Raw genomic sequence first — 14090 nt, 5'->3', positions numbered from 1 at the left:
GTAAAAAAGATAACTCTATTTGATTTATCCCCTTTACGCAAATTACTGTTATATAAATTACTATTATATAATTGTGAGAGGGACGTCTCCCTCTCACATATTATACGGAACGTCTTCCAATTTTATTTTACTCGAATACTACCTGACCATCTACTTCAGTAGTTAATGATTTAAGAGCGTTTTCAACTAACTTTTCTCTTAAAGAGTATTCTTCTTTCTCAGATAATGAAGGATCTCCTAATGGGTAAGGAATCGCAATTGTTGGAATGATTCTGTTAGCTCCAACAGTAAGAGATACTGGAGTAATAGTACACATGTGTGTAACAGGGATTCCTGCTCTCTCGATTTCTTTAACTAACGTTGCTCCGCAACGTGTACAAGTTCCTCACGTAGAAGTTAGGATTACAGCATCAACACCATCAGCTAATAATTCCTTAGCTGTGTCTTCACCGAATTTCTTAGTTGAAGCAACAGCAGTACCGTTACCAACAGTTGAATAGAAGTATCTGTGAAGTGATCCGATTTTTCCTTCTTTCTCCATGTTTCTTAATACATCTACAGGGATAACTCTATCAGGATCTTGATTAGCATATACAGGGTCGTGACCACCGTGAGCTGTTTCAAATTCTCCTTCTTTTAAGTCCATAACACCTTCGATGTCATATTTACCAATTTTAGAAGCACTTGAAGATTCTATGTGATCAGGGTTTCCAGCTGGAACAATTCCTCCTGAAGTTACAATAGCAATCTTAGCTTTTGTAATGTCTTTGATTGCAGCACATGGCTCAACTCTATCAAAGTCAGGCATTGGGAACTCAGTAGTGAATTCTTCACCTTTAAGCTTTTTAACAAGCATATTTACTGCTCTCTTAGCTCCTCTTTCAGTAGCAAAGAAGTTCTTTCTGATTCCTCTAGCAATATATCCATCTTCTTCTGGAGTAACAGCTTCACCTTTAGCTAACTTAACAGCTAATTTAGCCATTCCAGGAAGAGCTTTTCTCATACCAGCAGCACTATTGCTAGTTTCGTAAACATAAGTAAATTTCTTGTACATGTCTGAACCTGGGTTCTCTTTGTACATTGCAGTCATTGCAGGAATTCCTAGAACTTCCTGAACTGCTTTACATACAGCACCACATGCAACACCGTATCTACCAGCGTTAAATGCAGGACCAGCGATTACCATATCAGGCTCGCACCCTTTAATTAAATCTAATACTCTTGGAAGAGCTTCTTCCATATTCTCACCGAAGTAAGAGTCTCCACATATTACTGTAGCAACAATTTCCATTTCTTCCCCTGAAGCTTTGAAAGCACCGTTTAATCCCATACCAGGACCAACGAATCCTTCTCTTACCTCTGGTTCAATGTGAGCCATCTCTTCTCCACCGATACCAGCGTAGAATTGATTTATATAATGAACTACCTTAATCATAGCTATTCCTCCTATCTTGGAACGTGTTTATTGTATTATAGTGAATATTTCCCGAACTCTTTTCTTACACCTTGAAGTTCGTTAACTATATCGTCAATATCTAATACCATTTCCATCATTCCACATTGCTCATCGTAAACAGCAGCATCAGCTTCGTTTTTGATTTCATCTTCAACAACATGATAACAAGCTAAACCTAAAGCAACACCAGCTAAAGGTCCTGCGAAAGTTGGGTCTCCAGCAGTAACTGTCTCAGCAGATAATCCAGCTGACTCACCTTCTGCTCCACCTATAACTACTACTACGTTTTCTGCACCATGCTTCTCAGCTAAGTCTTTTACTCTTTGTTGGATCTCCAGATCCATTGCACCTGCAGCTGTTCAGACAAAACACTCTGTTGATGCGAATAAAACTTCAGCTCCAGCTGACTCACATACAGCTTGAATAGCTGGTCCTGGTATACCATCTCTATCTCCGATTGCAATAATTTTCTTATCTTTTAACATCGATAAAACCTCCATTTAAAAATTTTCTAATTTATTTTACAGTTTTAATTTCTGATTTTTTAATTTTAGTAACCTTTTGCAGTTAAGTAGTGGAATCCTACTTCACTTGTAGCACCTGTAATAACTTGAATTTCAGCTTCAATTGAACCATCTTCTCTTAAAGACTCATGGTTTGCACCAGCAATAACATTTGCAGCTTCTGGATGACCAATAACTCTATCAAGTTTAGGTAGTACTATTACCTCGTTAGCATTACCGTTTGTTACAACAGCGTCAGCTTTTGGAGTAGAATCTGCTAATGATTGAGAACTTCCATCTTGACCTGCATACTCATCAGTAAGTAATACAGTCTTGATTCCCTTATCAGTGATTTTGTTACAGTTCATAACTAAGTCAGCATCTGGGTTACCAAATCCTTCCTCAGAAACTACTGCAGCGTCAGCACCTAAGTACTCAAGAGTTTTAGCTACCCAGTCAGATGATCTTTGCTTATCAGCAAGGTATACGTTTTCATTAGTAACAATGCATCCGATAAAGTTGATATCTTTTCCGTGTCTCTCGTATAACTCTTCGATTACTGGGTGATTCATGTGTACGTATGTTGGGTTCTTATCACATGCTGATACACAGTTACCACTTACAACAGCACCATCAAATGCTTCTGTTGGGTACATAATTGTTGGTATAATCTTCTTACCATCAACACCATAAACATATGTGTCATGTAAAAGACCTTGTGTTTGAATCATGTATACATAAACTACCTTAGGTAATTCTGGATACTGTGCAACTTGTTGTAAAAGAGGTAATGTTTCGAATGTTTTAACTTCATTAGGCTCAACATTCTTACCAGCTTTTCCAAGGTATGTAGCTGCTTTAAAACCAATCATTCTAACTGCATCTTCATGATTGTGTTGGTCGATTCCTTCTTTAGGTTCAGCTATGATAACTAAGTTATTAGTTTTTGAGAAAGGTGTGTATTTAGCTCCTTCTCCTGTCATATCAATGATACCTTCTTGGAAACCAACGATTTTTCCTGTTGTTACTACTGCTGCCCCTTTAAGAACGTGCGTTCTACCAGAACCTACTGTATCAACTTTGCTGATGAATCCAGGGAATATTCCACCGTTTCCTTCAACTTTAACTCTTGGCTCTACAACATCCTTAACAGGTATGATTCTTACACTTTCACCTGGTCTAGCAATATCGAAATCTATGCTTGCGACTCTTTCATCTCCACCGATTTCAGCTAAAAGTTCTTCTTTGTTTACATAAAGAACTCCATTTTCAACCTTTGTTTCAGCGCCAAACTGAATATCTTGAATAAATATATTACCAATCTCTAGACGCATAAAGGTCCACCTCCTAGAATTATACTCATTGTTTGCTCATTTTAACTTCCAAATTTCAAATTATTGAGCTTATTTGAAATTTGCTCTTATTTCAAATGTTGCTCATTTTTAAAATTTGTTTATATTTTAAATCCAAAAGACAGTGCCTTTCGTTAAATCCAAAAGACAGTGCCTCTTGAAAATTTAACTATAGTTTTTCGTAGTACTCTTTGATGAATGTTTCAACATCAGCTAAGTTTGTTATTTTATCTGGAGTTATAACTGCATCTCTTTCTCCATTTTTGTATATGATCATTGTTGGAAGACCTAAAACTTTTTGCTTTATAGCAAGTCTTCTAGCTCCTGAAATGTTTAAGCTTGCAAATTTGATTTTGTCACCGTATTTCTCTTCTAATCCGTGTACTCCAGGCATAAGTTGCTTACAAATCTCACACTTATCTCCCCAGAAGTCAACGAATACAGGCATTTCCGCTTCTAAAACTTCTGTTGCAAATATTTCTTGATTCTCTTTTCCGATTTCTAACATGATTACTACCTCCTAATATATTATGTTATTTTATTATTAACATTTTTAATATTCTTACTCTTGATTAGTGACTAACTACATAATGTTCTGCTTGAGTAGCGGCAATTGCACCATCTGCACATGCAGTTATTACTTGTCTTAAGCTCTTTTCTCTTACGTCACCAGCAACAAATACTCCTGGGATGTTAGTTCTCATTTCAGTATCTGATAGGATTTCTCCTTTTTCGTTCATTTCAACTTTTCCTTCGAATAACTTTGAATTTGGAACAAATCCAACAAATACGAAGCATCCTTGAACGTCTAACTCAGACTCTTCACCAGTTTTCTTATTCTTTAATTTTAATCCACCAAGGATTCCATCATCATCAATAGCTTCTTCAACAACAGTATCCCAAATAACTTCTATCTTATCGTTTGCGAATACTCTCTCTTGAACTGCTTTGTTAGCTCTGAACTCATCTCTTCTGTGAATTACAGTTACTTTTTCAGCGAACTTAGTTAAGTATAACGCTTCATCTAATGCAGAATCTCCTCCACCTACAACTGCAACATCTAACTCTGTGAAGAAATCAGCGTCACAAGTAGCACAGTAAGATATTCCCTTACCTCTAAGTTCAATCTCATTAGTGAATCCACCTAATCTTGGGTTAGCTCCAGTTGCAATTATGATAGTTTTACCTTGGTATTCACCACTTCTTCCAACTAAAGTTTTAACATCACCTTCAAGCTTCATATCAACAACTTCATCTTTAATAAATTCTGCTCCGAACTCTTCTGCTTGGCTTCTCATTCTTTCGATAAGCTCTTTAGTTCCACCTTCAACAGCTCCTGGGTAGTTTTCCATTTCCTCAGTAGTCGCTGCTTGTCCGCCGTACTTAGCTCTTTCTAAGATTAAAGTCTTCATTCTAGCTCTTCCACCGTATAGAGCAGCAGCTAATCCAGCTGGTCCACCACCAATTATAATAGTATCAAAAATTTGTGACATGGTTTTTGCCTCCTTTTTAATTCAATGCATGATTAATTAAATCATAATCTATAACTTGAAAATCATATTTCACAGCTTCATTATGCTCTGGAATAGGCTTAATACTTAAGAACTTTTCCAAAGTGGCAATACTGCCTTCAATTAACGTTAATGACTCCATATCACATCTTGCTTCCTTATTATAAGAAATAACTATAGTTCTATATGGTGTCATATTTGGTTTTATACTACTCATTAAAGGATGTGTTAACAGTCTATGTCCTAAGTGAATCATATCTCTCACCTTTTTATATACTTCCCTAACATGCCCTTCAATATAGATAGTTTCATGACTTTTCTTAAAATTTTTAAAACTCAACGGGTTATTTGTTACAATTATTAGTTTTTCAATCATTTTTAACTCCCATTTAATTTTTTTAAATATTATTATGACTTATATTCTATGTTTTTATGTTTTTTTGCATTAAAAAAAGACATTACAAAAGATCATTTGCCTTTTGCCCTGTCTTGGTACCTGAGAGATTTACTCCTTCGGTGCTGTTTTACAGCTTTCCAGAGATATGTCAATACGTGGTTCTTTTGCCTGAGATTTTCATGTATGTTCGGCAAAACTTACATTTGTTCCTTCGGCTACCAGTCTTTCACTGGTTATCTCCCACATATATCATCCATAACATTCATTTTATTTTTCATGTGCAATTGTTGTCTCAATTGTTTTACAATTCGTATTATACAGTATCGTAACAATTTTTTCTACATTTTTTTTTCAATTTTTGAATTTATTTTTTCTATAGCATTCATTTTAAAATTTATACATGAATTACGACAACAAAACACGAACCTTCTCAAGAGAATTCTTTATTTTAATCGTATAATACACTCACAGCACATACTATAAAACCATTTGATATTTATTCTTAAATTTTTAAAACCTTGCTTTTGTTAAACTCTTAACAATCTTAATTCATAAAAAGGTACCTAATTTTGATTTTTTTCAACACAAATTTCCATTTTCATCTAAATTCGTATTTCATTCTTTTTTTTAATATAATTGCTTATTTATTAAAAAAATATTTTTTGTCATTTTTAGGCACCTTTTATCTTTTTTTGTATTTTACTTAGTTTTCAAATTATCATTTTCCCTATTATTTTTATTTATTTACTATTTTTTCTATTTCATTCCCGGAAAACCTAATTGTCTTAGCGCCTCATATGTAATAATATTTGCAGTGTTAGCTAAATTTAATGATCTTGTTGTAGTTTCAACCATAGGAACTCTTATACAAGTTTTCTTATTTTCCTCTCTTATATAGTCAGGTAATCCACTTGACTCTCTTCCGAAAACCAAAAAGTCTCCTTTTTTATAGTTAACCTGCGTATAATCCTTCTCTCCTTTAGTTGTACAGAAATAAAAAGTAGATTCTGGATATTTTGCTCTTAAATCTTCATAACTATCATGTTCTTCAATCTTTACATCTTTCCAATAATCAAGACCTGCTCTTTTAACAGCTTTCTCATCTAGATTAAAACCTAAAGGCTTGATAAGATGCAGTGTACAATCTGTTAAAACACAAGTTCTTCCTATTGCCCCTGTGTTATGTGGTATCTCCGGTTGAAATAATACTATATTAATATTCATTTTCTCCTCCTATAATATATACAAACAACAATGAATAAAGAACAAAGAACAAATATAGTTAATATTTAAATTAAACAACTCCACTTTGATATAATTCTTTGTTTATTCATCAATTAATTCATTTGCATAATGGTTTTATTTAGATATTTGACTTTACCTAATAATTATATACTTAAAGTAACTTATATTAAATACTATTTTCAAAACATTCGATTGAATTGATAAATTATAAACTTTATAAAGCGAATGTATAATTGATAATGGAGAATGTATAATGAAGGGCGCTTCTGCTTTATAGCAGAAACTACATCTTATTGTTTTGCTTTTTTTAAATTTTATCTTGATAAGATATTAAATATGAAATACAAGGTTTTATTAAAAACGAAAACTATATTTAATTTAATAAATACACCTGACTCCTAATTTATATTTTATTAGTTATTACTTTATTCTTATAAACAAAAACTGATTATAGTTTCAATCTATAATCAGTTTCTTGTATTTTATAAAATGCACTTAAACTCTCTATTTATAAAGTATTAAAACAAAAATCTTTTAATATTTTAATCCAAAGAAATATTTTAAAACTTATCTACAATGTTTCATCGAAAGTGAAACGAGTCAAATTCCATTACCCAAGGAACAATAAGATTAAAATTTTCACAGAGTGAAATGTCATTCATTCTACATTCTACATTCTACATTCTCAATTATCTTTTTATCTTATAAAAAGATCTTCTCAATCCCGTGTGCCACTCCATCTTCATCATTACTTAAAGTAATAAAATCAGAGTTTTCTTTAATTTCTTTTGTTCCATTTCCCATTGCTACACCTAATCCAGCGTACTTTAACATTGAAACATCATTATTACTATCTCCAAAAGCAACTATCTCATCTCTACTAATTCCGTAGTGTGCAGCTAAGATTCCTATGGAATTTCCTTTGGATACCCCTTTCTTCATTACTTCAAAATTTTTATTATGAGAATATACTACTTCCATATTTGAATTTTCACTTAGCTGGCTTCTTATTTTTCTTATTAAATTAATATCTTCACTCATTCCCACAGCCTTCATAATCTTATTTTCATTTACTCTTAACGTCTCATCCCAATTTTTAACCATATTAAATTTAACTTTATACTTATCATTTCCTGCAGCTTCGTTATATTTCTGATAAAAAATAGATGAATAAGCCATTTTTTCAGTATAAACTGTATCCCTTGAATAAAAGTGAGGATAAATATTATTATTTTTCATTATTTCTAAAGCACATATTCCATTTTCGTACCCTAGATGACTCTCGTAAATTTCATTATCATTCTTATCAATTACCAAAGCTCCATTTGATGCTATAACATCTACCTCTTCACCAATAAGATTCGCAAAATACTTTGCAGATATCAACAACCGCCCAGTACATACAGCAATTATTACTCCCCTATCTTTTATCCTTCTTAAGTATTCTTTGTTTTTTTCACTTATTCTTTTATCACTGGTTAGCAGCGTCCCATCCATATCAAGACATATCATTTTGTACTTCATTATTTTTCTCCCTACTATAATATAGATATTGTAATACATAAATAAATTGACTCAAAAATTTAAAATGTTTTTTTCTTTATGTTTCTTTATTCTCCCAATACCACTCTAATGATTGTATCAACAAATACACCTAAACTCTCTCTGATATATCTATTAATTCCTTTATAATGTTCTTTAGATGAATACTCATTCTCTATTCCATATGATTCTTCATATCCTAATCTAACTATTTCCATCATTATTTTTCTTAACTCAGGATTTGCTATCTTTTTAGAAAACTCAATTTCTGATTCACTAATATCTTTATTAATTTTGACCCTTTTCAACCTTTTTAATGCATAGTAATAGATTTTTGAAGGACTCTTACTATTCTTTATAGATAATCGTTTATAAGTATCATAGATTAACTTTAAAAGTATTAAAGCTAACAATATTCTTAATATAAGATATAATATAAAACTATTATCTTTATCTTTTTTCTGAACTATATTATTTCTTTCACCAAGCTCATCATTTATATCTCCAAAGTTTAAGAAATCCTCTAATCTATCACGACCTTTGGCAGGATTAACTTCAGCACGCTCAATATTTGAAATTTCTACTTCAGCCTCTTCACTCGCTGTAGCCTCTACAACTATCCAAATATCATCTTCAGGATCAACTAACACCTCAGTCCATGCATGAGCATTATCTGTCTTAACAAAAAACTTTGACTGGGATTCAGTATTTTCATCTATATAAAAAGTATTACTATAATCAATCTTAAACCCTTCACAATATCTTGTAGGAATTCCTGCTATTCTTCCCATTACCGCCATAGCAGTTGCAAAGTATGTGCAGTAACCTTTTTTCTCTTCAAATATGAAATAATCAACAAATTCATGTTCATCAGGAACTTCACTTACATCCAATGTATACGGAAAAGTTTCTTTTAAATAATTTCTAATCCTATTTATTTTTTCATACGACGAATTCGCCCCATCAATAATCTCATAAGTTAAATCATAAACTCGATCACTTATACTTTGAGGGAGTGCGAGATACTCTTCATATTCTTTAAGTATGGTTAGATTATTTATCATTGTTTTATCATCTAGACCATTATACCCTTCTATCTGCATATATAAATAACTCAACTCAGCATCCTTATTATTATTCCTTATAATCTCACAAGGGATAGAATATTTAAAGTCATCCATAGATTCCTTTTTTAAATCCGAGAATTTTTCCGCCAATATAACACCAGTTGCTTTGGATTTTAATTGTATTTTTTTTACCTTATATTTATCTGCTTTCTCATCTGATTTAAGTATACTTGTACTATTTTCATCATAATAAATACGATCATTAATAAAAAACTCTTCTGAAAATCCTGGTGTAAATATACTCCTTGTTATAAATCCATCCTCATATTTTATCTCAATAATTTCAGACTCTATTTTTTCAAAATTCTTCAAGTCATCCCAATCCATCTTTTTATCTTTTAATTTTTTATATGAAGTTGAGGTGTTAAACCAATACGCTCCGTCATATAAACTCTTATTAAAAGATTTAAGGTACTGTACATCTTCCCCTTTTACCAGAATAATTTTCTTGCTTTCCTGATTTATTTTCCCACCCAATTTATTTTTTCCATCTTTAATAGAATCGGAATATCTATATACATCACTATATGATATTTTAAATTTCCCTTTTACAGGAGCATATTTATTATCCACAAAACCACTTAAACCAAATATATCATTACCATAAATTTTAGCTGGTATAAGTCGAACAGTTATTCCAATGATTACTGCCATTATAATAGACCAAGCCATTAATGATGTATCTCTATTTCTCTTAAAATCTTTAAGTACAGGAATCAACTTATCTACCATATAAATTATTGTACCAATCATTATAAATATTATTAAATATTTTTTTATTATTTGTGTACCATTTTGATACCATAACACTACAGCTATTATCATATCAAAATAAATCAGACTATTCCTTTTTATATTAAAGGCAAGTGTTGCTATACATAAAGTAATTACAGAAGCAAAAAATAATATCGCCCACCTAAATTCTGTATATATTATAACTTCACTATAATAATATTTATCATAAAGAATATGGCATTCTTCTATTACTCTTAACAGCCTCCCTAGTATTTCACTACCTTTAAATAATAATAACCCTTGAAATAAAAAGAATAGTGTTATCAATGCTGGGATTTTCCATTTGCTATTTACAATTATACACACTAATCTTTGAATTAAATATACACTTAAAACCCCTATAAACAATTCATAAAATACAATTTCTTGAATATCGTAATATTCAACATAGCAGAAACCAATTATCGCTATATTAAAAAATACCAACACCCCAAGAAAAGCTTCTAAATATCTTTTCATCGCGCTTCTCCTTATTAATCCCCTTATTAATAGTTATAAACCCGCTTACATTCTTCAGTCTCTTTTTTCTCTATAAATGTTTGATACTCCATTGTTTCTATTCCAAAAGTTCTTAATAATTTAATATTTTTCTCGTTACTATCACAATGAAAAAGTGTAACCTTATATCCATTATCCTTTAAATTAATTAGGGAATTTTTTAATTTTTCATCAACTTTTATTGTAATTACACCTATCCACCCTCTAAAAGGAACTTTATTTATTTTATTATTTATAAATTCATCAAATTCCTCTTCACCATCAGACTTCGTATTTTTAAAAAACTCAGCAGTCTCATCAAAAACTGTTTTATTTTCTAAATAAAATTCTTTTTCTTCTAATGAGTTGATTGATATATTGCAGCGAATTTCTTCTTTTAAGAAATTGTACATTAGAGACATTGAGAAATCTACCATTCTCTCCTCTTCTTCTAAATTCTCCATATTTTCTTTATTCATATTTATAAAGAGAAAAACTTCATTTCCTTCAACCTTCTCATAGTTTTTAACCAATAATGTGTCGTATTTAGCACTCACTTTCCAGTGGATTCTTTTAATATCATCTCCAGGTCTATATTTTCTTATATCTTTAATTAAATTCCTATCCTCAATACCATTCTTACTTAGAATATATGCATCCAAATATTTTGATCTAGTGTTTATCTCTTCAAAAATTTCATAAATAACTGGATAAACATGAATCTCTCCTTCACCTACTTCTTTCTTTTTAACTTTAAAAATTCCAAACGGGTCTGAAATCTCATATTCTATTTCCCCAATTTTATAAACTCCTCTATATTTAAAAGCAACTTCCTGTTTTATTCTTTCTGCACCTTTTTCTCCTAGGAAAAGACGCACCTCTTTGTTTGCTCCGTTTACTGTGTTAAATTGAAAAGATTTTATCAGTACATTTACCAAAGGTGTCCTGGTATCACTGCAAATTGTCTGATTGACTATCACTTTTTCATTAATTATTGTCCTTTTTATATTTAAATCCACAAAACAAGATAATTTTTTTTTAGCATTATATACATACCATAATGAAAAAACAATAATACATACCATTGTATAGAATAATGAGTATGGCAACTCTCCTCCCATAAAGTAAGCAAATAAGAACATAATTAAAGTTGCAAAGAAAAATTTAAAATTAACCCTTTCTTTATTTTTTTCTATATTTACTCTTTTCATATCGGCTCCTTAAGTTAAATAATTTTAGGTACTTCAGTTCTATCTAATATTTTTCCTATTACCTTTCTAGCAGTAAGCCCATTAGCTTTTGCAGATGGTGATATTAATATTCTGTGTGATAATACTTCAAATGCATGTTTCTTAACGTCATCTGTTATAACATAATCTCTTCCCTCTATAAAAGCATTAGCACTAGCTATTTTCATAAGATATAATGCAGCTCTTGTACTTGCACCCATAACAACCGCTTCATCACCACGTGTATTAGAAACTATTCTAACTATATAATCTAATATTTCATCTTTCACTTTAACCTTCTTAACCATTTCCTGCATTTCAATTAACTTTTCCTTCGAACATACCATTCCAATATCTTCAATAGGATTAGCTTCTTTATAATCTTTCAATACTTGAACCTCATACTTATGAGCAGGGTATCCCATAGATATTTTCATAATAAACCTATCAAGTTGCGCTTCTGGCAATCTATATGTCCCCTCATTGTCAATAGGATTTTGAGTTGCAATAACAAGAAACGGTTCATTTAGTTCATATGTTTTACCACCCTCAGAAACCTGTTTTTCTTCCATAGCCTCCAATAAAGCAGCTTGCGTTTTAGGAGAAGTTCTATTTATTTCGTCTCCTAATAGTAAATTAGTAAAAATCGGGCCCTTTCTAAATTCAAATTCTCTAGTTTTTTGATTATAAATTGATATCCCCGTTATGTCAGAAGGTAATAAGTCAGGTGTAAATTGCACTCTTTTAAAATCCAACCCAAAGCTCTTAGAGATCGCTTTAACCAACATGGTTTTCCCAACTCCAGGAGTATCCTCTATAAGAATATGTCCATTACACAGCATCCCTATTAGCACCTTTTCAATTACCTCTCTTTTACCAATTATAACCTTTCCAATATTACTTATAATTTCTTCAATCAAACCCCTTTTTGTCATACTACCCCTCCTAATTTTTGCTTATATTATTAATTTTACCATATTATGCCTCAGCCGAGCAAATTGCTATAGTACTCATATTATATTTTGATAAAAATAAAAACACCCTTTGGGTGTTTTTATATACCAGACTTTGCAGTCTCACTATTTTCTTCTTTTGGTTTTGTTCCAATCTTTGTTTCACCATTCACTACTTGATATCTATCTTTTGAAATAAATTCTTTCTTTAAAACTCGTCCGTTTTTTCTATGTTCTCTATATACCTCAACAATATAACCTGTTATTGGTTTCTTAACAACAACTTCTTCTCCAACATATAATTCAGGATCTTCTATTTTTTTCACAGTAGGCTCTAAAACTTCAACAACATTACTTACCATTACATATTCACCATCAATCACAGAAGAATTTGAATACATATTTATAAAAATCTCTTTATCTTTTGTATATCCTTCTATGAAAATTGGATAATCTAATGTATTTACAAATTTATAATCTAGATAATCCCATGCAACAGTAGCATCTTGTCCTAATTCAGAGTAACTTGACGGTAAAGTATGATTCATCCTTTCTACAAATCCAAGTCCCATCTTCATAACCGCATGATATAAAGTTGTTGAAACTTGGCATACACCACCACCAGTACCATCCACAAGTTCATTATTAATGATTACTTTTGATGTTTTATACCCTCTTTCAACGGACCTTTCACCAACCACCTCGTTAAAACTAAAATACTCTCCTGGCATTAGTAACGTTTTATTTAAAGTATCAGTTGCTAAAATTACATTTGCTGATCTTCCCTCACCTGAAGTCTTAAAAGCAGTTGTAGCTTCTGCCACTTTAGTATCTATACTCTTTAATGTTGCCTCTCTAATTTCAGGATTAGTAATTATTACAGGAGCATCAATAGTAATACTAGCTTGTTCAAAATCTGCATTTATATTAGAAATTACTTGCTCTCTTAATCTAACATCATCTAATTCTTTTCCTATTTGTTCAGGACTAACATAGAATTGTCCACTTTTAACCATTCTTATTTCAGAATTTATAGGCTCTTGATCATATCTACTCTTCATTTCTGAAACAACTTCATCAATCACATTGGAATTATAATCAAACTCCATTTTAAAATTTATTTCATTATTCTTATCTTTTATTTTATATTTTTCTAAGACAGAAAGATCCTTTCCAAAAGCTATCGCATTCTCAACAGTTTTGTCGATATTGAATCTTGCCTCTAATTCTTCATATGTTAACACATACTCTTTGTCTTCTAATTTTATTGTCAACTCTTTTTCTAATATCCTATTTTCAAAAGCGTCGATTAACTTAGTTCTAGCTTCATCAGAAGTTAACCCACTCAAATCCACATCCATCACTGAGATACCACTATATATTTTTTCATCCCATTCTTGTGTTTGAAAATAAATATAACTACCGAATGCAGTTCCTCCAAACAAAAATAACAATAATATTACTATAAAAATCTTTTTTTTCAATCAATCCACCACCTATTTA

Annotated in this window: 12 protein-coding genes and 1 riboswitch; all 12 genes read right to left on the bottom strand. The window is 31.2% G+C overall.

Annotated features, from left to right (window positions below; genetic code table 11):
• Positions 1 to 127: 127 nt before the first annotated feature.
• The gene (gene grdB / locus OW730_RS08595; protein ID WP_271229539.1) at positions 128 to 1441 is read right to left on the bottom strand and encodes a glycine reductase complex selenoprotein B; all 1314 of its coding nucleotides are present in this window, start codon (positions 1439 to 1441) and stop codon (positions 128 to 130) included.
• Positions 1442 to 1470: 29 nt separating this feature from the next.
• Positions 1471 to 1941, bottom strand: coding sequence for a glycine/sarcosine/betaine reductase complex selenoprotein A (gene grdA, locus OW730_RS08590; RefSeq protein WP_271228636.1), 471 nt, complete (start codon positions 1939 to 1941; stop codon positions 1471 to 1473).
• Between the two features lie 65 nt (positions 1942 to 2006).
• Positions 2007 to 3293, bottom strand: coding sequence for a glycine/sarcosine/betaine reductase component B subunit (locus OW730_RS08585; protein ID WP_271228635.1), 1287 nt, complete (start codon positions 3291 to 3293; stop codon positions 2007 to 2009).
• A 187-nt stretch (positions 3294 to 3480) separates the two neighbouring features.
• On the bottom strand, positions 3481 to 3819 hold the full coding sequence (locus OW730_RS08580; protein ID WP_271228634.1) for a thioredoxin family protein: 339 nt from the start codon (positions 3817 to 3819) through the stop codon (positions 3481 to 3483).
• Between the two features lie 64 nt (positions 3820 to 3883).
• Positions 3884 to 4804, bottom strand: coding sequence for a thioredoxin-disulfide reductase (gene trxB / locus OW730_RS08575; RefSeq protein ID WP_271228633.1), 921 nt, complete (start codon positions 4802 to 4804; stop codon positions 3884 to 3886).
• Between the two features lie 16 nt (positions 4805 to 4820).
• Positions 4821 to 5198 (bottom strand): GrdX family protein, encoded by a 378-nt coding sequence (locus OW730_RS08570; RefSeq protein ID WP_271228632.1) that lies wholly within the window; start codon positions 5196 to 5198, stop codon positions 4821 to 4823.
• A 167-nt stretch (positions 5199 to 5365) separates the two neighbouring features.
• Positions 5366 to 5472, bottom strand: a riboswitch (glycine riboswitch).
• Between the two features lie 503 nt (positions 5473 to 5975).
• Entirely contained in the window at positions 5976 to 6443 is a 468-nt protein-coding gene (locus tag OW730_RS08565; RefSeq protein ID WP_271228631.1) for a tRNA (cytidine(34)-2'-O)-methyltransferase, read from the bottom strand.
• Positions 6444 to 7166: 723 nt separating this feature from the next.
• Positions 7167 to 7988, bottom strand: a complete 822-nt coding sequence (locus OW730_RS08560) for a Cof-type HAD-IIB family hydrolase (protein ID WP_271228630.1) — start codon at positions 7986 to 7988, stop codon at positions 7167 to 7169.
• Between the two features lie 86 nt (positions 7989 to 8074).
• A complete protein-coding gene (locus OW730_RS08555; RefSeq protein ID WP_271228629.1) occupies positions 8075 to 10387 on the bottom strand; it encodes a transglutaminase-like domain-containing protein in 2313 nt (770 codons plus the stop codon).
• Positions 10388 to 10413: 26 nt separating this feature from the next.
• Positions 10414 to 11616: a DUF58 domain-containing protein gene (locus OW730_RS08550; protein ID WP_271228628.1), complete on the bottom strand. Its 1203-nt coding sequence runs from the start codon at positions 11614 to 11616 to the stop codon at positions 10414 to 10416.
• Positions 11617 to 11630: 14 nt separating this feature from the next.
• Entirely contained in the window at positions 11631 to 12569 is a 939-nt protein-coding gene (locus tag OW730_RS08545; RefSeq protein WP_271228627.1) for an AAA family ATPase, read from the bottom strand.
• Between the two features lie 119 nt (positions 12570 to 12688).
• A complete protein-coding gene (locus tag OW730_RS08540; RefSeq protein WP_271228626.1) occupies positions 12689 to 14071 on the bottom strand; it encodes a VanW family protein in 1383 nt (460 codons plus the stop codon).
• Positions 14072 to 14090 lie beyond the last annotated feature (19 nt).

The sequence above is a fragment of the Oceanirhabdus sp. W0125-5 genome (assembly GCF_027938815.1).
Lineage (GTDB): Bacteria > Bacillota > Clostridia > Clostridiales > Clostridiaceae > Oceanirhabdus.
The sequence above is the reverse complement of the archived record's forward strand: the minus strand, read 5'-3'. Positions and strand labels throughout refer to the sequence as shown.